This window comes from Pseudomonas sp. Z003-0.4C(8344-21) (assembly GCF_900104975.1).
Classification (GTDB): Bacteria; Pseudomonadota; Gammaproteobacteria; order Pseudomonadales; family Pseudomonadaceae; genus Aquipseudomonas; species Aquipseudomonas granadensis.
Genome location: NZ_LT629756.1, coordinates 413500 through 439592 on the forward strand (window position 1 = coordinate 413500; position 26093 = coordinate 439592).

The window sequence follows — 26093 nt, forward strand, 5'->3', positions numbered from 1 at the left end:
AACAGGGAGCACACGATGTTCAACTCAGCTAACGAAACCCACTTCAGCCTCAAGGTCGAAGACTACGTCGGCGACCTGCAAGTGCTGTCGTTCACCGGCACCGAAGGCATCAGCCAGCCGTATCGCTTCGACCTCGAACTGGTCAGCGAAAACCCCGATCTGGATCTGGAACAGCTGCTGCACAAGCAGGCGTTTCTCGCATTCGACCCACAGGGCTCGGGCATCCACGGCCAAATCTACCGCGTCGCCCAGGGCGATGCCGGCAAGCGCCTGACCCGCTACAAAGTGTCGATCGTGCCGCAACTGCAATACCTGCATCACCGCACCAACCAGCGCATCTATCAGCAGATGTCAGCGCCGAAAATCATCGCGCTGATCCTCGACGAACACGGCATCAAGAGCAACGCCTACAGCTTCCAGCTCAGCCAGCCGTGCCCGGATCGCGACTACTGCGTGCAGTACGACGAAACCGACCTGCATTTCGTCCAGCGCCTGTGCGAAGAAGAGGGCATTCACTACCACTTCCAGCACAGCGAAAAAGCTCACCTGCTGGTGTTCGGCGACGACCAGACCGTGTTCCCCGACCTCGGCCAGCCGACTGCTTATGTACAGGGCAGCGGCATGGTTGCCGACGAACCGGTGATCAAAGCCTTCAAACTGCGCCTGGAAACCCGCACCACCCGCACCACGCGCCGCGACTACGACTTCGAAAAACCGCGCCTGCAAATGGAAGCCGCGTACAAACCCGAAGGCGAGAGCACCGAACCGGATCTGGAAGATTACGACTACCCGGGCCGCTTCATCGACCGCGCGCGCGGCAAGTTCCTCAGCCAGCGCGCCCTCGAACGCCACCGCGCCGACTACCGCCAGGCCGAAGGTCGCGGCGACCAGACCAAACTGGTCAGCGGCCACTTCATGGCCCTGTCCGACCACCCGCGCAGCGAGTGGAATGATCTGTGGCTGCTCACCGAAATCTTCCACGAAGGCAAGCAACCGCAAGTCCTCGAAGAAGGCGTGACCAGCGACACCACCGACAACAAGGACGACTTCCACCAGGGCTACCGCAACACCTTCCTCGCCACCCCGTGGGACGTGTTCTACCGCCCGGCCCTCGAACACCCGAAACCGCGCGTGCTCGGCAGCCAGACCGCCATGGTCACCGGCCCCAAAGGCGAAGAAATCCACTGCGACCAATACGGCCGCATCAAGGTGCAATTCCACTGGGACCGCGAAGGCCTCGCTGACGACAAAACCAGTTGCTGGCTGCGCGTCTCCAGCGCCTGGGCCGGCGACCGCTACGGCGCCATCAGCATTCCGCGCATCGGCATGGAAGTCCTCGTCACCTTCCTCGAAGGCGACCCCGACCAACCCCTCGTCACCGGCTGCCTGTACCACAAGGAAAACCCGGTGCCGTATGCCTTGCCTGCGAACAAGACCCGCAGCGTGTTCAAAACCCTCAGCTCACCGGGTGGCGGTGGGTACAACGAACTTCGCATTGAAGACAAGAAAGGCGCCGAGCAGATCTACATTCATGCGCAGCGTGACTGGGATGAGAACGTTGAGCATGACCAGAAGATTCGGGTCGGCAATGAACGTCATGACACGGTGGTGAAGAACACCTACACCGAGCTGAAGGCTGAAGAACACCGGACGACGATTTCCGATCGCAAGGTTGAAGCGAAGCTGGATGATCACCTGACGGTTGGGCAGAACCAGCATGTGAAGCTGGGCACGGCGCAGCTGACCAGCGTGGGGAAAGAGATTCACCTCAAGGCTGGGGACAAGATTGTTATCGAGGCCGGGACGGAGCTGACCATTCTGGGGGGTGGGAGCTTTATCAAGCTCGATGGCGGTGGGGTGACGGTGGTTGGGCCGGTGATCAAGATCAATGCGGGTGGTTCTGCGGGATCGGGGACTGGCATCGGGATTAAACCGCCGGTGCTGCCGGGGGCGGCGGATAAGGATAAGGCGGGGAGTTTGATGGATCAGGCGTTGGGGAATGCGTCTGAGGAAAAGATCAAACGCAAACCGAAGCGCATGCTCAATTTTTCCGGGTAAGACATCGACGGCAATCCAAGCCACCAGGGATCAGAATTCAGGTAATTGGTAATGACAGAGACAACCAAGAAAGTAGAAAAATGGTCGTATCCCTTGAAAGTAGGGGCAGCAGGAGCGACGGATCCGCAGCAGTTTTATAAGGCTTTAGCCAATGCCAAAGATGGGTTCTATCCGTTGGGGGCCAATGGCCTTTGGCATGGTGGTGTTCATTTCGATGAGGCCTCGGGTTTGGTACCTGACTTGGCGGAAGTTAAATGCATCGCTGACGGTGAAGTAGTCGCTTATCGCATTGACAGCACGTACCCGAAATCCGCCTATGGTACGGCTGAGGCTGAATTTTCGACCGGTTTTGTATTGGTTAAACACCGACTGGAAGCGCCGGTGCAACCAGCCCCCCCAGCTCCTGCTGGATCGCCCGCTTCGCCGCCAGCGGCTGGTCCAAGCCTGAATTTTTTCAGTCTTTACATGCATTTGTTGCAGTGGAAGAACTACGAAGAAACTCCAGCATTGTCGCGACCACCCTTTTGGGGTGGGGGTACGTTGCAAGTCAAAGCGTCGGCTGACGACGAAATCCTGGGTTTGCGTGTTCGTCAGGAACCGCGTGGCAAGTCAGGGTACGCAACCGTGTTAACGGTTTTGAGCCGCGGTACGGTCGTCGAGACGGGTGAAGAAGAAAACGGCTGGCTTAAGGTGGTCAGCGTCACGCCCGCTAATACCGACCTCCAGCCCGGAACAGGCTGGGTATTCAAGAGAGAGATGACAGCCGGTTCGACACCGAACACTTACGTCATTGGTACCGCTGCAAAAGACCCGATGAATCCACCTCAGAAAGGTCTCGTTGTTCGTGCTACTGCGAGCCAGTCAGGCGCTGCAAAAGCCATTTTGCCCCACGGCACGCAAGTCAGGATCGGGAGCGACGGGACGCGTGGCAAATACCAGAAACTGTTGGAAATTGTCAGCGGGAATGCTGTTCCACCGTTGGCTCCTGCTGAAGTGCTCGGTTATGTCTGGGAGGGGCAACTTGAAGCCAAAAGTGAGCCTGCCGAAAAGGACGCTGTGCATATCCTGACAACTCCATTCCCGATTTCGGCGGGGAGTCTGATCGGTCATGTGGGGAAGTATCAAAACCATTCGGATTCGGCCCCAAAGAATCTATTGCACGTTGAGGTGTTTAGCTGCGAAGACGTAAAGGCATTTACCGAACTGAGTAAAGAGAAAGCTGCGGGAATGCCTGCCGCAGGAAAAACGCTCGTAAAAATTCCAAAAGACAGCGTGTTGGTTACTCACACGCAAGGAATGAGCGCAACAAATCCTCCGAAGGTGACGGATCCCCACAAAAAAGTTGGATATGACTTCTTTGTCCCTGTCGGGGTATTGGAAGCGCTACCCGCGGAAAAAAAGATAAAGGTTCCTGTTGTCATGGGTGGAACCACTACCTATACGCTTTGGTGGCGTCTGGACGGGTTGCTGGGGGATGCCGAAGGGAATGAAATCAGCGGTTGGTTTGCAGAGCCGGATACTGCGTTGTCACGCCATTCACCATTTGAGTGGGAGGGTTTCAGCTTTATAGATGAGGCTGGTAGTAACGTGGATCATTTGGCCGCGTTTCTTCACGCACAGGAAGGTCTTAGTGAGGAAGAGCAAGCTAACTACCAGCCTAATATCGGCAATGCCGAAGATGGATCTACAAAGCAAAATCTTTACAAAATTCTAGACAGAAACGGCGATAAAAAACTCACGCCTTCGGAAATAAAAGAGGCGTTGAGTAAACCTTGGTTCGCACAGCCGATTTCTCAGATGGTTACACGCTATGAAAATGAGTGGCAATTCAAACAAGAAAAATGGGATTCTCTGGATGAGTTGATGGGCCATAGTGAATCAGAGCCACATGGTGAATGGATTGAAGAAAAGGCAAGAATTAAGAAGTTGAGCTGGTGGGACAAGCTTGCCGGGCAGCATGGAATTACCAGTGATACTAATGTTCGGCATATTCACCCTATTGCGCTTATCGGGAATTTTACTGCACCACGTGATCTTATTACCTTAGAGATGCTTCGGGCTGCTAATCCAGCAGGAGAGGAGGCGCATCACGCCAATATTTTACCCTATCTCAATAAATATGCTTTGGCGTATAAGCTTGAACAACCAAAGGCTATTGCGCATTTTCTGTCTCAAGTTGGTCATGAAAGTCAATTCAGAGTTGTCGAAGAAGGTTTGAGGTTTAGCGCGCGGCAAATGAAAAAGACTTATGGATGCAGATACCATAATAAAGTGAATGGCTATAATGAGCAGACGGATAGCTGTGATTTTGGTGTGTTGAGAAGCAAACTGTGGACAGAGACAAGTCATTACGCGCTAAATCCTGAAAATCTTGCCAGTTACGTCTACGCCGATCGAATGGGTAATGGCAATGAGGCTAGTCGAGATGGCTATCGATACCGCGGCCGCGGAATGTTGCAGGTGACGGGGAAGTCGGAATATCAACGGTTTACTAACGTACATAATCAACGCAACCCGTCGGATATTCAGGATTTTGTGGCAAACCCGGATCTTCTGGTTTCGTCGACCGAATACGGTGTTGAGTCTGCGTTCGTATTCTGGTTCACGAAAACTGGTCAGGGAGGCACTAAGTTGTGCGAGGTCGCCAAGACAGGAAGTGTGGCGGACGTAACACAAATGGTGAATGGCGGCCAAAACGGATACGCGGACAGGAATACTAGATTTCAAGCACTTGCTGCACTCATGAATATTAATTAAGAGGTCATTGGCTATGCTCCGTTTTATCATGTTTGCTTTTGTTTTTCTTATAGCAAATTCCAGCAGTGCGCAGGATTCTGATTATTTGCAGGGGCAGGTGATTCAGGGGCCGTTTAAAACTGACGTCGTAAGCGGAGGCGAATTATCATTCCTGCAGACGACTAGCGAGGAGTTCCCTGTTTCTCTGGTTCTGGATGTTGTTGGAGTCGACAATAAAAAAAATAGAAGTCTTGTCGATAAATACGATGTGGCTGGCTCAGATCCAAAAATCGAGTCTATTTTCTTTTATCCGGTGAAGGGTAAGAAAAACGTGCTTGTTTTGGTTTCATGGGAAATCACGAGCAGGGGTATTGGGACGTACGGAACGCTTTATCAAGTTTATGGGTATGAAAAAAGCGCGGACAATAAGCTGGTTGTGAATCAACTTGTCAGGTTTGATAGGAATTTGAGCGGGATGGAAGGATATCAAGAAGGCGAGGAGCAACATTTTTCATATGTTAATGCAGGTTTGATAAAGGCCTATCTCAAGAAAATCAATGGCGCTAAATAGTGATAGCTGGCGCGTTTTTTTCACTTAATAAGGAAAGGCGACGCTTTATTACTATGCGCAAAAATGGTTTTTGCCTGATTCGCCAAGCGCAAAGCCTGTACCACTCAAGGATGAACACCGTGGACCGTTTTGTTTTTACCCTGCTAGCCGCGCTGCTAATGCCAGTTTCAGCGGTCTACGCGCAGGACGACTGCCGCAATGTCACCTCAAGCCTAGAAATGGTGCCCTGCTCGGAGGCGGCGAAGAAGGCTGCCGATGCGCAGTTGAACGTCAGCTACAAGCAGTTGATGTCGCGACTTGAGTCTGATTATCGAGCAGATCCGGCATTGGGTGCGGAATACGCAGCGAAGGTTAAAGAGTCGCAGCGAGCCTGGCTAAAACTGCGCGATGCGAACTGCCCGTTGGAGGCGTTCGAGATCGAGACGGGGATGCTGGCGCATGTGTTCGCGGTTAACTCATGCATCGCCAGAATGAGTCGCGAGCGCTCGGCGTAGCTGGACAAGATTGTGCCTGCTCTTGCATCCGACAAGGGAGGAAGTGGGGACAGACCACGGTTTTAGCAATTACCCGAAAAACGTGGTCTGTCCCCTTTTTTCCAAGCTATTCTTTCTGACTTATGGTATGTGAATAGCATGGCTGAAGAGCCGCCGGTGGCCATTCCGTCTTTTATAAAGAGACAAAAACAGTGATTAAAGTTTTAGCTTGTTATTTGCTTTCGTTAGTTTCGCTCGCACATGCAGGCGAGAAATTTGAGGTGGAAAGTAATGGTTGCATTATCAGCGCAGCCGCCGCTGGTCGGTTTTCTTCTTTTAAAACGGACGAAGGTGTGTCTTTTCTGAAGTACGAATATAAGGACGGCAGAGAGGAGAATGTAAAATTAAGTTGCAAAGGTATGAGCTTGGCGGATGCAATTTCCAGTGATTACGTAAAGGAAAAGGATGGTCTGAAAGTTGCGGTAGGCTCTCAGCCCTTTGCGGAAGCCCGTAGCTACTCTGGAAGTAATTGGTCAGGAGTAGAAGGTGTCTATTTTTTGGATGCCGTTTGTTTTACAACTTCTTTTGAGGCGGGGCGTGAGCATATTTTTTTCGTAGATGCATGTGGTGAGGAAAAAGACATAAAGGAACTGAGAGAAAATTTGTTGGGTCTTTTGAAACGAGCAACTACGACTTATAGCAATGTTTTATCAGAATAGGAGGTGAAACGGGGAAAGACCACGATTTTAGTAATTACCCGAAAACGTGGTCTGTTCCATTTTTTTCAGAAGGATATATAAAGTTGAAAAAATATCTGACACTATTCAAGCGCCATTTTATTCCGTTTGTAGTTTTTGGTTTCGTAGCGTCTAATGTATTTGCGGATGCCGCACCCACAATAGGTGAATTCCATCCTACGGTGGTAGCCTCTTTGGGCGAAGAAAAGATCGCTGTATTTTTTTTGAAAAATAGTCTGAAGGCGATAGCTAAAGAAGAGCATGTTGCCGATGCTGAGATATATTACTCATCATTGAGCTCCGGTAAACCCTCTCTAAACTATGTTTGGAAGGTTGAGGGGGATCAGATCGCTTCTGTATTTTTCTACGAGTGGAAGTCCCCTGCGAGAGCCGGAAAATCTATGTTTGTGTTGACAAAAAGAAAATTGTCGAACTCGGCATTTGACGGTTTTGCTTATTCGGTAATGGAGCTCCCAATAAGGAGAGATGGTGGACGTGTATCCTTGCTTCATTTTAGTGGCGATTTGCCTGGCCCATCTCTAGATAATTGTATGGAGGGAGCAGATCTGGTTACGGGAAATAAAGTGGTCTGTGCTTATAAAGATGCGGCGAGCATTAAAAATTACTTTAGCTTGCAGGACAAAAAACATTAAAAGTTGTGTGCGCGCCAATAGAGAAAACGGGGCGGTTCACTTTTAGCTGAATCCGTCCCACGGAAATGGGAACAGACCACGATTTTCCGAAAAACGTGGTCTGTCCCCTTTTTTTCGTTTCTGAGGTCAGTCGGATGATTCGATTAATTATATTGCTTTTGTTTGTTTATAGTGGCGCCGCTTATTCTGGCTCAGCTGAGCATAGCCTAATATGCAAAGAACGTGGTCAGAGTTCTGATTCGGCTAGGTTGATTCTTTCTTTTGAAGAGGAAGTCTTTTTTGTTAACAATACTGATCGCGGATGTCGGTCAGATTATGTCGTTAGACAAGCGCAAGGAGCGGAAAATAAATCGATCATATTTTCTTATCCGACGAGTGACGATATGGGCTTAAATGCTCAAATAATGATTTTTGCTGCTCCAGCTAATGGCGGAGAAGCCCACTATATCGGAGATATTCCTGCTGGTGCTTCAGAACTAAAGGACGGAAATTATCAAGATGTTCAGCAGGCTGGTGATTCAATCTACGAGAATATCTACCGTATTGATGGTTCTAAAGTTATTACTTTGATGCCAGGGAAGGAGTTAATCATTTCCGGCGAACAGTGTGTTTATAAGAAAGCAGGTGACGCTGTTTGTCAGAAAATGCGAGGTAGCTTTGAAAAACCTGTGTGTGTCCTTAATGATGGTACGCGTAAAATCCTCGCCGTTGCGAGTGACTGCACAGAGCTGAAAGAAAACCTTTAAGCACTCAAGAATAATATTAGGAGGACCACTCCTCAGTAACGGACGAGAAGTGGTCTGCCGCAATTTTCCACTACAGTTTTTTGCTTAAAACCGGAAATGAAAAAACAGTTAAACCGAACGTAAATGGAAGTAGGACCGTACATGCCAGTCAAAACTCTAGCGGTATCACTGCTCGCTCTGATGTGGACCTTCCCTGTGTTAGCCGAAACCACCACATTCAGTCCCACCGACGGCGTCAACGCTACGCTGGGTCTCGAGGGCTCCACATTGAACATCGCGGTTAAAAGCGAAACGCACAGCGAGTCGCGAACCATCGATTTTGAAGCCGAAAACGAACTCCACATGCAGTTCGACGATTTCAATTTCGACGGCGGCCAGGATTTCGCGATCTGGCAGCTGGATGACGGCATGGGCACGTACGACTACTACCGGGTATTCGTTTACCAAGCCAAAACCGGCACCTTCGAAGAGTTACAGCCGGACTGCGGCGACGACTTCGTTAATCTGCGCGTCGACAAAAAACGCAAAGCGTTGCTCAGCACTTACTGGGAAATGAACATCCCCAAGCAATGCATCACCCGATTCACCAAACGCAAAGCCTGAATGACTCAAGGATGAACACAGTGAACCGTTTTGTTTTAACCCTGCTAGCCGCGCTGCTGCTGCCAGTTTCAGCGGCCTATGCGCAGAACGACTGCAGCCATGTCACCTCAAGCCTGGAAATGGTGCCCTGCTCGGAGGCGGCGAAGAAGGCTGCCGATGCGCAGTTGAACGTCAGCTACAAGCAGTTGATGGCGCGACTTGAGTCTGGCTATCGAGCCGATCCCGCGTTGGGCGTGGAGTACGCAGCGAAGGTTAAAGAGTCACAGCGAGCCTGGCTAAAACTGCGCGATGCGAACTGTCCTTTGGAGGCGTTCGAGATCGAGACGGGGATGCCGGCGCATGTGTTCGCGGTTAACTCGTGCATCGCCAGAATGAGTCGCGAACACTCGGCGTATCTGGACAAGATTGTCCCTGCGCTTGCATCCGACAACAGCGCTTCGACGGCGCCAATCAGCGATAACTGTCCCTCGGAGGAGTTCGCGCCTTTCCTGACAGCGTTTTCCGCCAATAGCGAATCACAACGCCGTCTTACCGCAATGACGGTCAAGTCGCTGGTGTTGAAACCGGTAGCTGGGAAGGATCGAAGCACCTTCGAGCCTTCGACATCGGGTGTCAGTGGAACAACGTTCACCTATCCGCTGATGGCTGCAATCACACCCGGCAAAACACCTGGAGTTGAAATCCAAGAGGTCGACGACAGTCACGTCAACGTGGTGGATAAACGGGCGGGCAACAGCAATATCAAGATTTTCAATTTCTCTCGTCAGGCGTGCTGGGTGCTTGAGGGGATTGAGGACTGGTCGATCAGCGAAAAGGATCTTGTTGCAACAGAAAACCCTGGAATGAGCCGCGCCGAAAACTTTTGTTATCAGCGTGCCGAAGCGTTAGGTGGGCTGGGGTTTCTTGAGCAATACCGGCTGACTGCGGAGCTGATTGAAGCGTCCCTGGAGAATTTTGTCTGTGCTGCAGAGTCGGGTGATGCACAGGCGAGCCTGTCGGCGGCGAGCCTGAGTCTTTCGCAAATGGCGTCTCAGTTGGAAACCCCTAAGGTTGAGGCTTTGTTCAAAGCGGCTTCGAAAATACCAAAGGGTGCCATGGGCTATGCGACGTTTCTTTGTTCAGGAAACTCCACTGACTATAACGGCCCTTGCCTTCATCCCAAGCAGGCAGAAGAGCAGGTTATTCGGGCGATTACCATGGGCTCCACGGACGCGATGAATTACCTGGCCTCTACCTTTGAGGGTGGCGAGTTGGGAACGAAGGATATGTCTCGGGCGTTAGCCTGTTATCAAATGGCGGCTGACAAGGATGATCAGTTGGGCCTCTTCAACGTGGGGCGATTGGGATCGTCAGCCGCGGCGCCGATCAAAGCCAGCCACTGCATTTGAATTTCGAGGGCCTGTTTGAGGCGGTTTTGCACAAGTTTTTTCTGAATCCCTCACGCTAAAACGTTTAACGCTTGAGCATCTGACGCCCCCGATTTTCCTTTAAACTTCCCACCCCCAAGGAACACGCTCAGGACACGGAATGCCAGCCCCTTCTTCCTCGCTTCGCCCAGCGTTGGTGCTTTGGCTATATGCCGCTGCGATCACGCACATCCTCGCCGGTCTTACCCTGACCTGGGCCGGTGACTCCGGCTTGCTCAATGGCTACCTGCAAGTCCTCGAACTGTCGTTCTGGGGTGCCGATGCGGTCCCTTTGGCCGGCCACGAACAACAGGTCTGGTGGCTCGCGCTGTTCGGCGCGACGCTGCAAAGTTATTCGCTGTACATGCTCGCGCTGGTGCATCTGGGCAATCGCTTGAAAGCTCAAGCCATTTGGGGCTGGTTGATCGCCGGTATCCTGTTATGGGCGCCGCAAGACATGTGGCTCTCGGCGCAACAGCAGGTCTGGTCGCACGTGTGGCTTGATGGTTTTGCGTTGTTGGTGTTGTTGCCGCCGCTGTTTTGGCTGTACAGACATGACCGTCAAGGGAAGGAGTAACAGCGTGAAAGTATTTTCGATTCTTCTCGGTTGCTTGCTCTCTGCTGCTTCATCCGCATTGTTTGCTGGAGAAGCGTGCAACCCAGACAGTTTGTCCAACCCGGACTTGATCACCTGCGGCCAGCAAACCTTCAAGAAAGTCGATGGTGTCTTGAACGAGCAATACAAAAAAGCGCTGTCGACTCTGACTCCTGCGGAGCAAAGCCACCTGAGAGATGTGCAAAAGAACTGGGTGCGCTTCAAAGAGTCGTTTTGCGAAGAGCGTTATCAAGCTGCGTTGCCGGGCGCTGAGGCGCCAATCGAGAGGCTTGGGTGTCTGGTGCAGACGACCAATGCTCGGCTGGGAGAGTTGATCGCTCTACAGACGGGTTTACCGCTGGATGGTTTTTACAAAGCGGCATCCGCGATTGCGGGGAAGGACCGTGAGAGAAATTTAGCGGCCTCAATCGAGCGGCTGGGAGGGGATCAATTCGATGATCCGCTTTGGAAGAAGTACGCAGAAGGGCACTGCCAGATGGCTAGCCGTCTGTTGCGTGAAGACGTCGCCTACTGCGTGGTGAGGATGCGCTTTCAATTACCCATGAACCGCTAAAGGAATGTTCGGTTTGAAATCTTCGCCTGCATTGTTTCCGCGTTGCTCGTTTTCGTTCCTCTGGCGGCTCATAGCGAGGTCACGACCGAGGTTTTTTGCTTCCGCTCCTACGAAGGCAAACCCATAAATTTTGAATTCCGAACCTATCACGACTCTGTGGCCAAATGGAGCGGTGCTGGCGTCAAGTACAGCAAGTCGAAAAAGGCTATCGGGCTGGTTCATCGCAGTACTGAACAAGAAGAACTCGTGTATGGCCGGTCTTACCAGTACACGACAACTTGGGTTGAAGTAGTTGATGGCGCACTGACAGGTGACTATCAGATGGTCACTCAGGGTGGCCGGGTTGATGCGATGTCGTATACGAATTACAAATCCGCAAAGAAGTATTCGTTTGAAAACGATTACAGCGTGGATTCGAAGCCTGAAACAGGTTGCCAGTGGTGAGACAGGGAATACTCACGTTGGGAGGCTTAACGCCCCTTTTTTCATATTCAATCAGGCTCTTGAATCATCAGCGGGGAGGCGAGTTGAAAAGATTAGCTTTGGTCGCGTTATTGCTGTGCTCTTTCTCTGTGGCTGCGGGGCCAATGTTCCCGTCCCTTAAGTCCTGCATGGACGCGGACAGCGGCTGTGCGTTGGCGTTGAAAGAAAACCTTCTGGTGGACGCAAAATCCGGGCAACGTCTCTCCGACGAGGCGGAATCGGCCGGAGCAATGAGTGGTTTCTGGCTGTATCGAGATGGCGAGCGTTACATTCTGGAGAACGAAAACTACTCTCAGGCAAAGACGCGTCGTTGGCTGGTTTTTACCTACAACAGCGGGACTGTAGTTCTCGACGGCGCCTATATCTTCTCGATAGACATTAATCCGAAAACCGGGCCCTACTGGCACGGCTACGACTGTCGAGGTGATGCCAAGCCGTTCGCAGTACCAACGAAAGAACCCTTCAGTGAAGTTGCCTTGGAGGCGTTGTGCGGTGGTGCTGAAGGCTGGGTCGTCTCAGGGAAGGATAAAATCGTGCCCGTGTCAGCCAAGGGGCTGGCTGTCACTGTTCCCGTTTACCACGCTCGCAACCGTGATGGTTCCGCGACGTACCTGTTTACTGAAAGCGATGTTCCGGATCTTTCGAAGCTGGTGTGTTTGTCCAATTGCGCCGATGTCACTCAAATATCAGAACGCGTCTCGCAAGAAACAGCGCCATTGAAGGGCAGGCAGGATGGAACGTTGTGTTCAGATGACGAAGACATTTACTTCAGTTGCCCGTTGGAGGGTGGTAAGACGGTTTCCGTTTGTGCACGGGGAAACAGCAAGCCCACGGCCGGTTTTGTTCAGTACCGTTACGGCGTGCCGAGCAAAATGGAGATGATCTATCCGAAGACGGCTTTGCCGCCCAAGGGCAAATTCTTTGTCGTGAACGCTTCTGAAGGCAGCGTGAACTTGAACATCATCAAGTTCAAAAACGGTGCTTATACCTACCTCGTTAATCAAGCCTTTCTGAGTTATCTGACGGTGCTCAAGGACGACAAGGCGGTGTTCCGGCAGTATTGCGGTGAGGGAGGGAATGCCTACATAAACCGGGCGGCGCTCCGGGGGTTGGAAGCGCGCCCAAAAAGCGCAGAGGACTTTCGCTAGTTTTTGTTATCGAGATTTCGAAAGGGGACTTAACGTCCCCCTTTTTTCATCCGCAAATCCCGCTACGGCTTCGCCGCCGCGCTCTTCACCTCAATATGATCAAGCGTCCCTTCCACCATCAATCGCACCCCGTCCGCCATCCTGCTCAGGGCCAGTGCAACTGAGCGGCGTGAGCCGTGCAGATCGTCAGCCAGGTCGCAGGCGATGACGCTGATGGACAGCAGGTCCTCGGAAGCGTTGGCCATTAGGGCTTCGGCGTCGGTGCCGGGGGAAAGTTTGAAGAGGCCGGTTTCGCGCTTGGGGTGCGGTTCGGTGGGCGGTTTGAAGTGGTGGTCTAGGGCGCGTTCGGCGGCTTCGTGGAATTTCTTCGATTCCAGAGATTCGTAGGGCGATATGTCCGGGGTTTCCGGGGGATTGGGTGTTGGTTTCTTCATTGAAATATACCGATTAAGAAGCTAACACCCCTTCGCTCGCACTTCGAATAAGGTGGCAGCTGTGTATAGGTGTGCAAGACCGGCAATCGGCAAACCGGCAGATCCTGAGATCTCCCACACACAGCTGCCATAACGATTCGCGAGCATAAGAAAACGCTCGATGAATAGCTATAACCGATAGTGTGCCGATGCGGACTTGCACGTCCGTATCGCCGATTTTGCGGCGACACACAAAGCCTATCCCTCACGACCAATCCCGCCTAGTTCACGGACAGCCCGGCACTTCGCAGGAAATTTCCCATGGGTTCGCGGGGCGGAAGATCAAAAGATCGCAGGCTTCGCCGGCTCCTACAGGGATGTGTTTCAACAGGTGTAGGAAAGGTGAGTGGTGAGACGCGGAGCGTCTCGGGATGCATTCCCACGCGGAGCGGGGGAACGATCAGGGGGGCAGCGTTGAATCGTGACTTGGCAGTCATCGTGCAGGAAATCGCCTACATAATCCTCCAATAGCGTCAGATACTGGCGTTATCGTCCGAATCCCTTACACTCCCCCGGCCGTTCATTTTCCTTTTGAGGCTGTGCGCATGAAATTTCGTTTTCTTCTGTGGATGATGGGTTTGTTGATGGCCAAGGCCAGCCGGACCAATCCTGCGTTCCAGCAGCAGTTGGGTGACAAGGATCTGGTGTTTCAGCTGCAGACGCTGGACGGGAAAGTGGCGCGGCATTTTGTGGTCAAGGATCAGCGCATCACCAGCAAGTCTGGCGTGGTGGCAGAGCCGGCGTTTGCGATTGCGTTTAAAGATGCGGGTTATGGCTTTGCGACGATGCAGGCGAAGAACAAGCAGTTGGCGTTTATGCAGGGGATTCAGGACAAGTCGATCCAGCTCAAGGGTAATCCGGCGCTGGTGATGTGGTTTCAGGGGTTGATGAAGTATTTGGTGCCGAGGAAGGCTAAGCGTAAGGCTTGAGCCTTTGGTGACGCGGAGCGTCACGGGATGCATTCCCGCGCGGAGCGTGGGAATTTAGATGTGGTCAGTTGGACCGTGGTGGATTCATCGCGAGCAGGCTCACTCCTACAGGGATTACCTAAACCTTGTGGGAGTGAGCCTGCTCGCGATTGCGTTTAGCCCTGGCTGAATTGCGAAGCCAGTTCGCGCAGCAGGACTTCGGCTTCGAGGACTTTGCTGACGACGTCGTTGGCTTTATCGCGCGTCAGGCCGACGCGCTCAAGCAGGGCGTCGGGGATGTCTTCATCCGGTCCAGAGCCAATCCCGCGGCTGCGCAGCAGGCGTACGGCCAGGCAGACGAGGTTCGGGTATTCGGCGTAGGCGCCGTCGTAGCTTGGGTCGTGCTGGAAGCGCAGGGCGGTGGCCAGTTCGTCCGGCATGTCCCAGTAGCGCATCAGCCACGAGCCGATCTGTTCGCGGCTGATGCCCAGCAAGTGTTGCTCGATGTAGCTGTGGCACAGGTGCGGGTTGACCTCCAGGTGGCGGCAGATCAGCGAGAAGTGCGGCGGGAAGACGTGGGCCAGCAGCAGATAACCGAAGTTATGCAGCAGGCCGGCCAGATACGTCAGGCCCGCTTCCGGGCGCTGGGCGCGCGGCATGGCGCGGGTCAGGCCTTCGATGACGGCGGCGGTGTAGATCGACTGCTGCCAGTACGGCGTGGTGTGTTGCGGATGGTCTTTCGGCAGGCTGAGGGTCTTGCCGAGTGCCAGGCCCAGCGCAAGGTTGATCACCAGATCGAAACCGAGCACGCGGACGATCGCGTCTTCCACCGAACGAATCTTGCCCGGCGAGGCGTAGTACGGCGACGCCGCCCAGCTGACCACTTGCGCGGCCAGCGCCGGGTCGGTTTCGACCACGCCGGTGATGTCGTCGATGGTGGCGTTGGGGTCGACGCGCAGCTTGATGATTTTTTGTGCAGTTTCGGCCAGCGGCGGAATCTCGATGGTCGCTTCCAGACGCTGCTGGATGCGCCGCGCGGTGAACGCTTGCACGGCCTGGGTGATTTCCTCGCGGTCATCGTCCGGACGGTCGAGGTTGGGCCGGATACTGCTCAGGGCTTCGCCGAAGTTGGCGGCGCTGGCCTTGGTCAGCATGGTCTTGAAGTCTTCGCTGGCGATTTCCAGCAGCACGCCGGGTTCGCCGGAGTTGATCAGCAACTTCGGCTCGCGCAGCAGGCTTTCTTCGTAGAGACACGGCGAACTGGTCAGCGCCGGCAGGCCTGGGAGCAGGCTCAGACTGTGTTTGCCGAGCATCTTTTCCAGGCGTTCGGTGGACACGGCAGTCAGGCGGCGGCCGGTGAGTTCGGCGAGGCGGTTGAGATCCAGCAACTGGCTCTGTGGAAACAGCACCATCAACGCGCCGACGGCGTCGTCCAGCAACACGGCTTGCACCTTGCGCGACGCATTGAGGCCGTGGTGGTCGAGCACTTCTTCGTAGGCAACGCCCAGCTTGTTGAGCAGCAGCCGAATAACAGACGGAGCTTGCGGAGATTCGGGGACGAGAGCAGCTTCGGTCATGGTCTGTATCCGTTTTTGAAACAATGGCAGGAGTATAACCACCTCTGCCGGAACGAGCTGTCGGAAACTGCGACAGTGCTCACACTTGGCCGTATTGCTGCCCATGCCGCAGCCAGCGATCAAGCAACGGGCTGACGTGGGTCGGCCAGCGCTCCAGCAGGGCTTGCGCAGCGTCGCGCACGGCGGGCAACAGATCGGCGTCGCGCATCAGGTCGGCGACCTTGAATTGCAGCAGGCCGGTCTGACGAGTGCCGAGCATTTCACCGGGGCCGCGCAGTTCCAGATCTTTTTCGGCGATGACGAAACCGTCGTTGGTCTCGCGCATGATGCCCAAACGCTGGCGGCCAATCTGCGACAGCGGCGGATGGTAAAGCAGCACGCAATGACTGGCCGCGCTGCCTCGACCGACGCGACCGCGCAACTGGTGCAGTTGCGCGAGACCGAGGCGCTCGGGGTTTTCGATGATCATCAGACTGGCGTTGGGCACGTCGACGCCGACTTCGATCACCGTGGTGGCAACCAGCAGTTGCAGGTTGCCGGCCTTGAACTCGGCCATGACCGCAGCTTTTTCGACCGGTTTCATGCGCCCGTGAATCAGCCCGACTTTCAATTCGCCGAGGGCAGCGGTGAGGTCTTCGAAGGTGGTTTCGGCGGCCTGGCAGGTCAGCTCTTCGGATTCTTCGATCAGCGTGCACACCCAATAGGCTTGTCGGCCTTCGGCACAAGCGCCGCGCACGCGTTCGATGACCTCAACGCGACGGGTGTCGGTGACCAGCACGGTGTTGACCGGGGTCCGGCCGGGCGGCAGCTCGTCGAGGATCGAGGTGTCGAGATCGGCGTAGGCGCTCATCGCCAGCGTCCGAGGAATCGGCGTGGCGGTCATGATCAGTTGATGCGGGCACATGCGCCCGCCGACGCCTTTCTGCCGCAGCGCCAGACGCTGCTGCACGCCGAAGCGGTGTTGTTCGTCGATGATCACCAGCGCCAGGTTCTTGAACTGCACTTCGTCCTGAAACAGCGCGTGGGTGCCGACCACCATCGGCGTGCCGCTGGCGATTTGCTCCAGCGCGGCGACGCGGTTCTTGCCCTTGAGCTTGCCGGCCAGCCACGCGACGTCGATGCCCAGCGGCTCGAGCCAGCGCTTGAAGGTGATGAAGTGTTGCTCGGCAAGAATCTCGGTCGGTGCCATCAGCGCGACTTGATATCCAGCCTCCAGTGCTTGCAGTGCAGCGAGGGCGGCGACCACGGTTTTGCCCGCGCCGACGTCGCCCTGGATCAGTCGCAGCATCGGTTCGTGTTGGCTGAGGTCGTAGGCGATTTCGTTGCCGACCCGTTGCTGCGCGCCGGTCGGGCTGAAGCCGAGGTTCTTCAGGTATTTCGGGGGCAGCTTCGTGGCTTTCGGCATCGCCGGTGCGCGTAGCGAACGCAGGCTTTCGCGCAGGCGCTGCTGCGACAGTTGATGGGTGAGCAATTCTTCGAAGGCCAGACGATGCTGCGCCCAGTGATGGCCGAGGGCGAGTTCATCGACGTCGGCATCGGCGGGCGGGTTGTGCAGGTAGCGGATCGCGTCGGCCAGCGGCGCCAATTGGTAGTCGCGAGCGAGCTCGGTCGGCAGCCAGTCGGGCAGGGTCGAAGGCTCGAGCAGGGTCAGCGTCTGCATGCACAACTGGCGCAGACGCTGTTGGGTCAGGCCTTCGGTGAGCGGGTAGACCGGCGTCAGGGTTTCGTCTACGGGCGGCGGTTCGTCGCCAGTAATTGCGCGGTATTCCGGATGATAGATTTCCAGACCTGAGGCGCCGGGCCGCGCTTCGCCGTAGCAGCGCACTCGCGTGCCACGCTTGAGGCCTTCTTTCTGCGCGTTGCTGAAATGGTAGAAGCGCAGACTCAGGCCGCCAGTACCGTCCTGCAAGCGCACGACCAGGCTGCGACGGCGCCCCATGACCACGTCGGCGCCGCTGACGGTGCCTTCGACCACGGCGTCTTGCCCCGGGCGCAGCGCACCGATCGGCACCACGCGGGTGCGATCCTGATAACGCAGCGGCAGGTGAAACAGCACATCCTGCAGATTCTCGAGGCCCACCTTGGCCAATTTCTCGGCCATGGCCTCGCCGACACCCTTGAGTGCCGTCACCGACACTTGCGACAGCTCCGTCATGACCCTGGCTTAACCGGCCGTGACCGGCGCGGCTGGCTTGGCCACCGAGCACAGGCGAATGGAGTCGGCGAGGATCTCGATGGCTTTCGGCCGCGGGAAGCTCGCGCGCCAGGCAATCGCCACGGTGCGGAACGGCACGGGCGCGGTCAACGGACGGACTTCGATCACGCCCGGGGCGTAGTGATGGCTGTCCACTGCCGACAACGGCAGGATCGAGATGCCCAGGCCGGACGCGACCATGTGCCGGATGGTTTCCAGCGAGCTGGATTCGACCGTGGTGTGTTTGGCACCGTCGTTGCCCTTGGTCAGGGTCGGGCAGGCTTCGAGCACCTGATCGCGGAAGCAGTGGCCTTCGCCGAGCAACAATAGGCTCTTGTCGTTGAGCAGGCCGGCGTCGATGGTTTCCTTTTTGGTCCACGGGTGCTGGGCCGGCATCAGGACGTAGAACGGCTCGTCGTACAGTGGCAGGGTCAGCACATCGGCTTCGTTGAACGGCAGGGCGATGATGATCGCGTCCAGTTCGCCGTTGCGCAGTTTGTCGCGCAGTACGTGGGTGAAGTTTTCTTCGATGTACAACGGCATCTGCGGGGCGACCCGGTGCAGTTGCGGAATCAGGTGCGGGAACAGGTACGGGCCAACGGTGTAGATGGCGCCGACTTTCAGCGGTGCGGTCAGCTGGTTCTTGCCGGCCTGGGCCAGTTCGCGAATGCCTTGGGCTTGTTCCAGGACTTTCTGCGCTTGAGCGACGATGCCTTCGCCGACCGGGGTCAGGCGCACGGCGCTTTTGCTGCGCTCGAAAATCAGCACACCGAGTTCGTCTTCAAGTTTCTTCACGCCCACCGACAGCGTCGGTTGGCTGACGTGGCAACGCTCGGCGGCATGGCCGAAGTGCTGTTCTTGGGCGAGGGTAACGATGTAGCGTAATTCTGTGAGGGTCATAGCAAGCGTCCATGAAGATGCGCCAAGCATACCGGCTGCAATCGATAGACGCACGTTATCAGACTGTGGGCTGAGTGCGACACCGGGCGATGTCGGTTTGCCGCAGGCAGATACGCGAAAGGCACCTTTGGGGTGCCTTTTGGCTTGGTTCTCTCGGCTGGCGAAGAACCTTGTGGGAGCTGGCTTGCCAGCGATTGCGGTGGGTCAGCTAACAAATACTTCTCTGACGCACCGCTATCGCTGGCAAGCCAGCTCCCACAGGTATTGCGATGTCACTTAGCGGCGGCGTTCGAGGGAGTAAACAAACGGCGCAACAATTTCGATCGAGCCATTGTTCAGCATGTCGGCCGGTGGCTTGGGCAGCGGTTGCGCGCGGCGGATCATGTCCAGGGTGGCCCGGTCCAGATCAGCGTTGCCGGAGCGGCCCACCAGTTCGAACGACAACACGTTGCCTTCGCCGTCGACCACGAAGCGCAGACGATTCAAGCCTTCCTTGCCCCGTGCCTGTGCGCTTTGCGGGTATTTCTTGTACTTCTGCAAATGCGCGAGCAGGGTGCCTTGCCAACTGGCCTTGGCCGCCAGTTGTGCTGGCGATGGGCCTGGTGCCGGCTGGGCGGATTTCTCCGTCGGTGCCTGGGTCGGTTGGGTGTCGGCCGGTTTTTCCTCGGAAGGTTTTTCCTTCGGCGGGTCAGGCAGCTTCTTCTCGACCGGCTTCGGCGGCTTGGGCTTAGGCTTCGGCTTGGGTTTCGGTACCGCGATTTCCGCTTTCGGTGCTTCGGCCAGTTTCGGCATCGGCAGCTCTTCCACCGGAGCCGGTGGCTGTGGCGGTGTGACGACTTTCGGCGGAGCCGGCGGTGGCGGGGCAGGCACTGGTGCCAGCTCGACCATCATTGCCTGCGGCGGCAATTCGATGGGCGGGCGAGTGGTCCAGTTCAGCGCCAGCGCGATGGCCAGCGCATGCACGCCCAGCACCACGGCCAGGCTACCGCTGTAACGCGTCAGCTTATGGCGCGTGTTGATCATTTCTTGGCTGCCGTCTCGAGACCGACCAGACCGACCTTCAGGTAACCGGCGGCGCGCAGGTTATCCATCACGCTCATCAGGTCACCGTAATCCACGCCTTTGTCGGCCTGGAAGAAGATGGTGGTGTCTTTCTTACCCTGGGTCTTGGCGTCGAGTGTGGCGCCGAGTGCTTCGGCCTTCACTTCGTCGTCGCCGAGGAACAGGCGCTGATCAGCTTTCACACTGAGGAACACCGGTTTCTCCGGCCGCGGCGCTGGTTTGGCGGTCGAGGCGGGCAGGTCGACTTTGATGTCCACGGTGGCCAACGGCGCGGCCACCATGAAGATGATCAACAGCACCAGCATCACGTCGATGAACGGCGTGACGTTGATTTCGTGGTTCTCGGCCAGATCGTCGTCTGCGCCTTCTTTCAAATGCAGGCCCATGGCCGATTACCCCACTTTGACCATGTGCGGCTGCGAGCTGCGCTCAGGCTGGTGGTCGAGGTCGCGGCTGACCAGCAGCAACACTTCTGCCGACGCATCGGACACCTGCGCCTTGTAACCGGCGATGGAGCGGGCGAAGACGTTGTAGATAACCACCGCAGGAATCGCAGCTACCAGACCCAGCGCGGTGGCCAGCAGCGCTTCAGCGATACCCGGGGCAACGACGGCGAGGTTGGTGGTCTGGGTTTTGGCGATGCCGATAAAGGAGTTCATGATGCCCCACACGGTACCGAACAGGCCGACAAACGGCGCGGTGGAGCCGATGGTGGCGAGTACGCCGGTGCCGCTGCTCATGTTGCGACCGCAGGCCGCGACCAGACGCTCGAGGCGGAAGCTCACGCGTTCCTTGATGCCTTCTTTTTCGCGGCTGTTGGCCGACAGGCGCATCTCTTCGAGCGCGTCGTGCACCAGCAGGTTGGCGAGGGTGCCTTCCTTCGCCGCAGTGGCACTGGCTTCCTTGAGCGTGGCGGCTTTCTTCAGCGCAGCGATTTCGCCTCGCAGACGACGCTTGGCGCCCATCAGCTCAAAGCCTTTGGCGATCCAGATAGTCCAGGTGATGATCGACGCGATGGCCAGACCGATCATCACGATTTTCACGATGATGTCGGCGTTCTGGTACATGCCCCATGGCGACAGGTCGTGGGCCATGCCCAGGCTGTTGTCGGCTTCGAGGACTTCAGGTGCGTCGACGGCTTGCACGCTCTGCACCGGATCGGTGGCGGCCGGTGCAACTGGCGCGGCGGCGGGTGCGTTCTGCTCGGCAGCGGCTGGCGTGGTCGGGGCCTGGGCGTCAGCGAATGCGGCGGTCGATGCCAGCATCAGGCTGAGCAACAGAGCCGCCACCGCGCTCCAGGCGCGAGGTCGATTGGTTGGCGAAGCGGGAGTTTGATTACGTGTCATGCTGGCCGGACCTGAGATTGAAAAACGATGATGCTCTTCCAGGCCTCGTGAGGCCGAGAACAAAAGTGACGTGCATTATTGCAAGTAATTCTTGTTAACAAAAGTAATAGAGTAACTTTTTTTCCGCGATCGCTAGCCGTTCGTCCTGTGCCAGAGCTAGTCTGTGCCTTTCCGATGGGAGTTTTCTGATGTCCGCGCCTTCTGTTTTGATTGCCGGTTGTGGTGATGTCGGCAGTCGTCTGGCCACGCAACTGTTGGCTGCCGGCTGGGACGTTTTTGGTCTGCGGCGCAATGTGTCGCGACTGCCGGACGGCGTTACAGGCGTTGCTGGCGACCTGTTCAACGAAGAGTGCCCGGCGAATTGGCCGGTCGGTGCCATCGATTACCTGGTGTATTGCGCTGCGGCCACCGAGCACGATGAAGAGGGCTATCGCAAAGCCTACGTGCAGGGTTTGCAGAATGTACTGAGCTGGCTGGGCGACTATGGGCAAGCGCCTGAGCGACTGATCTTCGTGTCCAGCAGCAGTGTATATGGCCAGCAGGACGGGGCGTGGGTCGATGAGACCTCAGAGACTGTCGCGGCCGGTTATTCAGGTCGCTTGATGCTCGAAGCCGAGCAGGTCGCGCTCAACAGCAGCATCCCGGCCAGCGTTCTGCGCCTGACCGGCATCTACGGGCCGGGCCGCGAGTGGTTGCTGACCCAGGTGCGTCGCGGTTATCGCGTGGCGGTCGAGCCGCCGCTGTATGGCAACCGCATCCATGCCGATGACGCGGCCGGCCTGCTGGCGTTTCTGCTGGAAAAGGATCGGCAGGGCGTGAAGCTGGAAGACTTTTACATTGGCGTCGACGATGCGCCGGCGCCGTTGGCAGAAGTGGTGGGCTGGTTACGCGAATACCTGAACGTGACCGAGTGGGCCGAAGACGCCAGCGTGCGGCGTACCGGTAGCAAGCGTTGCAGCAATGCGCGGGTGAAGGCGTTGGGCTGGGTGCCGACTTATCCGACCTACCGCGAAGGCTACGCAGCGATTCTTGAGGGCAAATGCTGACTTCCTGACAACACAAAACAACTGTAGGAGTGAGCCTGCTCGCGATAGCGGCGCATCAGACACCTCGGTGTTGACTGATACACCGTTATCGCGAGCAGGCTCACTCCTACAGGGGGATCGCGGCGAACTCAGAGACGGTTACTGCTTCTCCAGCAACCACTTGCGCTCGCCCGGCGTGTACTGCGGCATTTCATCCGCCAGCGCGGTGTTCACGGCCTGGAAAATCTCCAGTTCCTTGCCCTTGCGCGCAAAGATGTAGGCATTGCCTTGACCGTTGAGTTGCAACCACATGTTGTCGTTGGTGCTGCTCATTGATGCGCAATCGCCCGCCAGGCACAGGGCATAACGGTCGGCCCCCGGCAAACCGGAAACCTGGCCATCAGCCTGGAACTGCACGGTGTTGCCTTCGCCCTGACCACTGGCGATAGTCCAGTTGCCGCCCATGTAGGCGGAATACAGCGCACGTTCGAAACTGGCGCCGATCGGTGCGCCTTCCGACACCGGAATCTGTGCGCGGTCGAACACCTGCTCGGGTTCGTTCTCGCTGGCGGCTTGCTGCAGTTGCTCGCCATCACGCTTCAGCTCACTGGCGGAGCTGCCATAGAAGTCGACTTTCCAGGCGCCGGACTGTTCGCCCAGCAGTTGTCCTTCGACGTTCTCGAAACCGTTGGTGTAGCGGGCCTGACCGGCCTTGGTGTTGACGTCCCATTCCAGATTCGGGCCATAGGCCTGAAGCGCTTCGCGCAGGGGGCCGCCCTTGGCGGCGGCATCGATCGCCACCTGATTGATCCAGATGCCGCTGATGTCACGATCGGCAGGGTCGCTGGCGCAGCCGCCGAGGAACATGGCGAGCAGCGAGAGAGCTAGCGCTTTGCGCATGGTGGAGTCCTTTCAAAACCTTTTCTTGCACGGCAATCGGCGCGGCGATCAGGCCGCGCCGTGCGCATTACTCGATGACCAGAATGGCATCCATTTCAACCTGCGAACCCTTTGGCAGAGCTGCTACGCCAATGGCGGCGCGGGCCGGGTACGGCTGGTCGAAGTACTTGCCCATGATCTCGTTGACCTTGGCGAAGTGGCTCAGGTCGGTGAGGAAGATGTTCAGTTTGACGATGTCCTTGAACGAACCGCCGGCGGCTTCGGCCACGGCTTTGAGGTTCTCGAAGACCTGAACGGTCTGGGCTTCGAAGCCTTCGACCAGTTCCATGGTTTTCGGGTCCAACGGGATCTGGCCCGACATGTACACCGTGTTGCCTGCCTTGATGGCCTGGGAGTAAGTACCTATGGCGGCTGGGGCCTTGTCGCTGGTGATGACGGTTTTGGTCATGTATGACTCCTTGTAATAGGCAGGTTATGCACGCATGCGGGTGATGCGGATCACTCCGGTCAAGGCGCGCAGCTTCTTGATCACGCGAGCCAGGTGCACTCGGTCGTGGACGCTGACCACCAGCTGCACGACGCTGATGCGACCATCGCGTTCGTCCATGCTGATTTTTTCGATATTGCCGTCGGCCGCGTTGACGCTGCTCGCCAGCAGGGCGATCAGGCCGCGCTGATGCTCCAGCTCGACACGCAGTTCGACGTTGAATTCACCGGTAACATCCTTGGCCCACGAGAGCTGGATGCATTTTTCCGGGTTGTGCCGGATTTCGCTGATGTTGCGGCAGTTGTCCAGGTGCACGACCATGCCTTTGCCCGCCGACAGGTGGCCGACAATCGGGTCGCCCGGGATCGGCGTGCAGCATTTGGCGTAGCTGAGCACCAGACCTTCGGTGCCGCGAATCGCCAGCGGGCCTTCCGGGCTTGGCAGTTGCTCGCCTTCGCCGAGCAGGCGACGGGCAACCACGTAGGCCATGCGGTTGCCCAGGCCGATGTCTTCGAGCAGGTCTTCGATCAGTTCGAGGCGGTACTCGGTGAGCATCGCCTTGACGCGTTCGGCCGGGATTTTCTCCAGCGAACTGTCGAAACCGTTCAGGACCTTGTTCAACAGGCGCTCGCCGAGGCTGATGGACTCGGAGCGGCGCTGCAGTTTTAGCGCATGGCGAATATGCGTGCGCGCCTTGCCGGTAACGACGAAGTTGAGCCAGGCCGGATTCGGCCGAGCGCCGGGAGCGCTGACGATCTCGACCGTGGAGCCGCTTTGCAGCGGTTCCGACAGCGGTGCGAGACGGCGGTTGATCCGGCAGGCGATGCAGCTGTTGCCGACGTCAGTGTGCACCGCGTAGGCAAAGTCGACCGCGGTGGAGCCTTTCGGCAACTCCATGATCCGGCCCTTGGGCGTGAACACGTAGACCTCGTCCGGGAACAGGTCGATTTTTACGCTTTCGATGAATTCCAGCGAGTTGCCGGCGCGTTGCTGCATTTCCAGCACGCCTTTGACCCACTGGCGGGCGCGGGCATGCGTGCCTTTCGGCTGCTCGTCGCCGCTGGACTTGTACAGCCAATGGGCGGCGATGCCGTTGTTGGCCATCTCTTCCATTTCGCGGGTGCGGATCTGGATTTCGATCGGTACGCCGTGCATGCCGAACAGCGTCGTATGTAGCGACTGATAGCCGTTGGCCTTGGGAATCGCGATGTAATCCTTGAAGCGCCCCGGCAATGGTTTGTACAAATTATGCACAGCGCCAAGCACGCGGTAGCAGGTATCGACCTTGTCGACGATGATCCGGAACGCGTAGACGTCCATGATCTCGTTGAAGGCCCGACGCTTGCCGCGCATCTTCTTGTAGATGCCGTAGAGGTGTTTCTGGCGACCGCTGACTTCACCCTCGATGCCGTCGATGGCGAGGCAATGGCCAAGAGATTCTTCGATCTTGTTGACGATTTCCTTGCGGTTGCCCCGGGCGCGCTTGACCGCCTGATAGATCCGCGCGGAACGCATCGGGTGCATCGCCTTGAAACCGAGGTCTTCGAATTCGATACGGATCGCGTGCATGCCCAGGCGGTTGGCAATGGGCGCGTAGATTTCGAGGGTTTCCTTGGCGATGCGCCGGCGTTTTTCCCCGGACAGCACTTCCAGCGTGCGCATGTTGTGCAGGCGGTCGGCGAGTTTGACCAGGATCACGCGAATGTCGCGCGCCATGGCCATGGCCATCTTCTGGAAGTTTTCTGCCTGGGCTTCGGCCTTGGTCTCGAAGTTCATCTGGGTCAGTTTGCTGACCCCATCGACCAGTTCGGCCACGGTTTCACCGAACTGCGCTTGCAGCGCTTCTTTGGCGATACCGGTGTCTTCGATCACGTCATGCAGCATCGCGGCCATCAGGCTCTGATGGTCCATGTGCATGTCGGCAAGAATATTCGCCACCGCAAGAGGATGCGTGACGTACGCCTCGCCGCTGCGACGGCGTTGACCGTCATGGGCTTGTTCGGCGTAGAAGTACGCTCGGCGGACCAGGTTGACCTGGTCGTTGCCGAGGTAGGTCGATAAGCGATCGGCGAGGGCGTCTATGCTCGGCATGATAAATCCTGCCGCAAGCTGTGATCCCGCGCCGTGCTACGTCGACCAGGCATAGGCTTAGACAGCCTCGTTGGACTCGTCCTCGAACGCTGCGAACAGCGGCTCATCCTGGACGATTTCCTGCTCGGCGATGTACTCGTAGCTCATCACGCCTTCAGCAATTTCACGCAGCGCGACAACAGTCGGCTTGTCGTTTTCCCACTGAACCAGTGGCTCTTTGCCGCCGGTGGCCAGTTGACGGGCACGCTTGGTAGAGAGCATGACCAGCTCAAAGCGGTTTTCCACGTGTTCTAGGCAGTCTTCAACGGTTACGCGGGCCATGGTATTCCTCGGAGCGAATGCAATAT

At 56.6% G+C, this 26093-nt stretch carries 26 protein-coding genes; 15 read left to right on the forward strand and 11 right to left on the reverse strand.

The annotated features are described in order from the left end of the window. Positions 1-15 precede the first annotated feature (15 nt). The 13 genes from BLU24_RS01835 to BLU24_RS01890 all read left to right on the forward strand — a co-directional run bounded on the left by BLU24_RS01835 (position 16) and on the right by BLU24_RS01890 (position 12783). Positions 16-2058, forward strand: a complete 2043-nt coding sequence (locus BLU24_RS01835) for a type VI secretion system Vgr family protein (protein WP_093096884.1) — start codon at positions 16-18, stop codon at positions 2056-2058. 51 nt (positions 2059-2109) lie between these two features. Further along, on the forward strand, positions 2110-4815 hold the full coding sequence (locus BLU24_RS01840; RefSeq protein WP_093096889.1) for a hypothetical protein: 2706 nt from the start codon (positions 2110-2112) through the stop codon (positions 4813-4815). Between the two features lie 13 nt (positions 4816-4828). After that, positions 4829-5365 (forward strand): hypothetical protein, encoded by a 537-nt coding sequence (locus tag BLU24_RS01845; RefSeq protein ID WP_093096894.1) that lies wholly within the window; start codon positions 4829-4831, stop codon positions 5363-5365. A gap of 119 nt (positions 5366-5484) precedes the next feature. Next, positions 5485-5859: a lysozyme inhibitor LprI family protein gene (locus BLU24_RS01850; RefSeq protein ID WP_231990182.1), complete on the forward strand. Its 375-nt coding sequence runs from the start codon at positions 5485-5487 to the stop codon at positions 5857-5859. Positions 5860-6050: 191 nt separating this feature from the next. Next, complete coding sequence (locus BLU24_RS27495) at positions 6051-6557, forward strand: hypothetical protein (RefSeq protein WP_157720812.1); 507 nt, start codon at positions 6051-6053, stop codon at positions 6555-6557. An 83-nt stretch (positions 6558-6640) separates the two neighbouring features. Further along, complete coding sequence (locus tag BLU24_RS01855) at positions 6641-7228, forward strand: hypothetical protein (protein ID WP_093096899.1); 588 nt, start codon at positions 6641-6643, stop codon at positions 7226-7228. A gap of 134 nt (positions 7229-7362) precedes the next feature. Continuing rightward, positions 7363-7974: a hypothetical protein gene (locus BLU24_RS01860; protein ID WP_093106368.1), complete on the forward strand. Its 612-nt coding sequence runs from the start codon at positions 7363-7365 to the stop codon at positions 7972-7974. A gap of 141 nt (positions 7975-8115) precedes the next feature. Next, positions 8116-8577: an XAC2610-related protein gene (locus BLU24_RS01865; protein WP_093096903.1), complete on the forward strand. Its 462-nt coding sequence runs from the start codon at positions 8116-8118 to the stop codon at positions 8575-8577. Positions 8578-8597: 20 nt separating this feature from the next. Next, positions 8598-9965 carry a lysozyme inhibitor LprI family protein gene (locus tag BLU24_RS01870; protein WP_093106372.1) on the forward strand — a complete coding sequence of 456 codons (1368 nt, stop codon included), beginning with the start codon at positions 8598-8600 and terminating at the stop codon, positions 9963-9965. A gap of 139 nt (positions 9966-10104) precedes the next feature. Beyond that, entirely contained in the window at positions 10105-10560 is a 456-nt protein-coding gene (locus BLU24_RS01875; RefSeq protein ID WP_093096908.1) for a cell division protein, read from the forward strand. Between the two features lie 4 nt (positions 10561-10564). Next, positions 10565-11152, forward strand: coding sequence for a lysozyme inhibitor LprI family protein (locus tag BLU24_RS01880; RefSeq protein WP_231990183.1), 588 nt, complete (start codon positions 10565-10567; stop codon positions 11150-11152). A gap of 42 nt (positions 11153-11194) precedes the next feature. Continuing rightward, positions 11195-11596 carry a hypothetical protein gene (locus BLU24_RS01885; RefSeq protein ID WP_231990184.1) on the forward strand — a complete coding sequence of 134 codons (402 nt, stop codon included), beginning with the start codon at positions 11195-11197 and terminating at the stop codon, positions 11594-11596. 167 nt (positions 11597-11763) lie between these two features. Further along, positions 11764-12783 (forward strand): hypothetical protein, encoded by a 1020-nt coding sequence (locus BLU24_RS01890; RefSeq protein ID WP_231990185.1) that lies wholly within the window; start codon positions 11764-11766, stop codon positions 12781-12783. Between the two features lie 62 nt (positions 12784-12845). Here the strand turns inward: BLU24_RS01890 and BLU24_RS01895 are convergent, their stop codons facing one another. Then, positions 12846-13217, reverse strand: a complete 372-nt coding sequence (locus tag BLU24_RS01895; protein WP_093096920.1) for a DUF6124 family protein — start codon at positions 13215-13217, stop codon at positions 12846-12848. A 584-nt stretch (positions 13218-13801) separates the two neighbouring features. On the opposite strand from BLU24_RS01895, the gene BLU24_RS01900 reads away from it, so the two are divergent. Then, positions 13802-14185 carry a helicase gene (locus tag BLU24_RS01900; RefSeq protein WP_093096924.1) on the forward strand — a complete coding sequence of 128 codons (384 nt, stop codon included), beginning with the start codon at positions 13802-13804 and terminating at the stop codon, positions 14183-14185. Between the two features lie 155 nt (positions 14186-14340). Here BLU24_RS01900 and BLU24_RS01905 read toward each other — a convergent pair whose 3' ends face one another. The 6 genes from BLU24_RS01905 to exbB form a co-directional block, all read right to left on the reverse strand. After that, a complete protein-coding gene (locus tag BLU24_RS01905) occupies positions 14341-15741 on the reverse strand; it encodes an aminoacyl-tRNA deacylase and HDOD domain-containing protein (RefSeq protein ID WP_093096932.1) in 1401 nt (466 codons plus the stop codon). 79 nt (positions 15742-15820) lie between these two features. Continuing rightward, positions 15821-17896: an ATP-dependent DNA helicase RecG gene (gene recG, locus BLU24_RS01910; protein WP_090287548.1), complete on the reverse strand. Its 2076-nt coding sequence runs from the start codon at positions 17894-17896 to the stop codon at positions 15821-15823. Between the two features lie 9 nt (positions 17897-17905). Then, entirely contained in the window at positions 17906-18835 is a 930-nt protein-coding gene (locus tag BLU24_RS01915) for a hydrogen peroxide-inducible genes activator (RefSeq protein ID WP_090287545.1), read from the reverse strand. Between the two features lie 276 nt (positions 18836-19111). Continuing rightward, entirely contained in the window at positions 19112-19858 is a 747-nt protein-coding gene (locus BLU24_RS01920; protein WP_090287542.1) for a TonB family protein, read from the reverse strand. Continuing rightward, a complete protein-coding gene (exbD, locus tag BLU24_RS01925; protein WP_090287539.1) occupies positions 19855-20283 on the reverse strand; it encodes a TonB system transport protein ExbD in 429 nt (142 codons plus the stop codon). Before exbD ends, BLU24_RS01920 begins: the two co-directional genes overlap by 4 nt. Positions 20284-20289: 6 nt before the next feature. Beyond that, positions 20290-21243, reverse strand: coding sequence for a tonB-system energizer ExbB (exbB, locus tag BLU24_RS01930; protein WP_093096935.1), 954 nt, complete (start codon positions 21241-21243; stop codon positions 20290-20292). 188 nt (positions 21244-21431) lie between these two features. Between exbB and BLU24_RS01935 the strand changes: the two genes are divergently transcribed. After that, a complete protein-coding gene (locus tag BLU24_RS01935) occupies positions 21432-22289 on the forward strand; it encodes an SDR family oxidoreductase (protein WP_093096938.1) in 858 nt (285 codons plus the stop codon). A 138-nt stretch (positions 22290-22427) separates the two neighbouring features. On the opposite strand, the gene BLU24_RS01940 is transcribed toward BLU24_RS01935, so the two are convergent. The 4 genes from BLU24_RS01940 to rpoZ all read right to left on the reverse strand — a co-directional run bounded on the left by BLU24_RS01940 (position 22428) and on the right by rpoZ (position 26067). Next, the gene (locus BLU24_RS01940; RefSeq protein ID WP_093096941.1) at positions 22428-23168 is read right to left on the reverse strand and encodes a hypothetical protein; all 741 of its coding nucleotides are present in this window, start codon (positions 23166-23168) and stop codon (positions 22428-22430) included. Between the two features lie 67 nt (positions 23169-23235). Further along, the gene (locus BLU24_RS01945; protein WP_003229509.1) at positions 23236-23616 is read right to left on the reverse strand and encodes a RidA family protein; all 381 of its coding nucleotides are present in this window, start codon (positions 23614-23616) and stop codon (positions 23236-23238) included. Between the two features lie 24 nt (positions 23617-23640). After that, positions 23641-25746 carry a bifunctional GTP diphosphokinase/guanosine-3',5'-bis pyrophosphate 3'-pyrophosphohydrolase gene (gene spoT / locus BLU24_RS01950; RefSeq protein WP_090287531.1) on the reverse strand — a complete coding sequence of 702 codons (2106 nt, stop codon included), beginning with the start codon at positions 25744-25746 and terminating at the stop codon, positions 23641-23643. 57 nt (positions 25747-25803) lie between these two features. Beyond that, entirely contained in the window at positions 25804-26067 is a 264-nt protein-coding gene (gene rpoZ, locus BLU24_RS01955; protein ID WP_039757363.1) for a DNA-directed RNA polymerase subunit omega, read from the reverse strand. Between the last annotated feature and the right edge of the window lie 26 nt (positions 26068-26093).

Excerpts from the sequence above, each read along its gene's own strand:
- BLU24_RS01835 (WP_093096884.1), top strand. The coding sequence starts at position 16 with ATGTTCAACTCAGCTAACGAAACCCACTTCAGCCTCAAGGTCGAAGAC.
- BLU24_RS01840 (WP_093096889.1), top strand. The coding sequence starts at position 2,110 with ATGACAGAGACAACCAAGAAAGTAGAAAAATGGTCGTATCCCTTGAAA.
- BLU24_RS01845 (WP_093096894.1), top strand. The coding sequence starts at position 4,829 with ATGCTCCGTTTTATCATGTTTGCTTTTGTTTTTCTTATAGCAAATTCC.
- BLU24_RS01860 (WP_093106368.1), top strand. The coding sequence starts at position 7,363 with ATGATTCGATTAATTATATTGCTTTTGTTTGTTTATAGTGGCGCCGCT.
- BLU24_RS01865 (WP_093096903.1), top strand. The coding sequence starts at position 8,116 with ATGCCAGTCAAAACTCTAGCGGTATCACTGCTCGCTCTGATGTGGACC.
- BLU24_RS01875 (WP_093096908.1), top strand. The coding sequence starts at position 10,105 with ATGCCAGCCCCTTCTTCCTCGCTTCGCCCAGCGTTGGTGCTTTGGCTA.
- BLU24_RS01890 (WP_231990185.1), top strand. The coding sequence starts at position 11,764 with ATGGACGCGGACAGCGGCTGTGCGTTGGCGTTGAAAGAAAACCTTCTG.
- BLU24_RS01895 (WP_093096920.1), bottom strand. The coding sequence starts at position 13,217 with ATGAAGAAACCAACACCCAATCCCCCGGAAACCCCGGACATATCGCCC.
- BLU24_RS01900 (WP_093096924.1), top strand. The coding sequence starts at position 13,802 with ATGAAATTTCGTTTTCTTCTGTGGATGATGGGTTTGTTGATGGCCAAG.
- BLU24_RS01905 (WP_093096932.1), bottom strand. The coding sequence starts at position 15,741 with ATGACCGAAGCTGCTCTCGTCCCCGAATCTCCGCAAGCTCCGTCTGTT.
- recG (WP_090287548.1), bottom strand. The coding sequence starts at position 17,896 with ATGACGGAGCTGTCGCAAGTGTCGGTGACGGCACTCAAGGGTGTCGGC.
- BLU24_RS01915 (WP_090287545.1), bottom strand. The coding sequence starts at position 18,835 with ATGACCCTCACAGAATTACGCTACATCGTTACCCTCGCCCAAGAACAG.
- BLU24_RS01920 (WP_090287542.1), bottom strand. The coding sequence starts at position 19,858 with ATGATCAACACGCGCCATAAGCTGACGCGTTACAGCGGTAGCCTGGCC.
- exbD (WP_090287539.1), bottom strand. The coding sequence starts at position 20,283 with ATGGGCCTGCATTTGAAAGAAGGCGCAGACGACGATCTGGCCGAGAAC.
- exbB (WP_093096935.1), bottom strand. The coding sequence starts at position 21,243 with ATGACACGTAATCAAACTCCCGCTTCGCCAACCAATCGACCTCGCGCC.
- BLU24_RS01935 (WP_093096938.1), top strand. The coding sequence starts at position 21,432 with ATGTCCGCGCCTTCTGTTTTGATTGCCGGTTGTGGTGATGTCGGCAGT.
- BLU24_RS01940 (WP_093096941.1), bottom strand. The coding sequence starts at position 23,168 with ATGCGCAAAGCGCTAGCTCTCTCGCTGCTCGCCATGTTCCTCGGCGGC.
- BLU24_RS01945 (WP_003229509.1), bottom strand. The coding sequence starts at position 23,616 with ATGACCAAAACCGTCATCACCAGCGACAAGGCCCCAGCCGCCATAGGT.
- spoT (WP_090287531.1), bottom strand. The coding sequence starts at position 25,746 with ATGCCGAGCATAGACGCCCTCGCCGATCGCTTATCGACCTACCTCGGC.
- rpoZ (WP_039757363.1), bottom strand. The coding sequence starts at position 26,067 with ATGGCCCGCGTAACCGTTGAAGACTGCCTAGAACACGTGGAAAACCGC.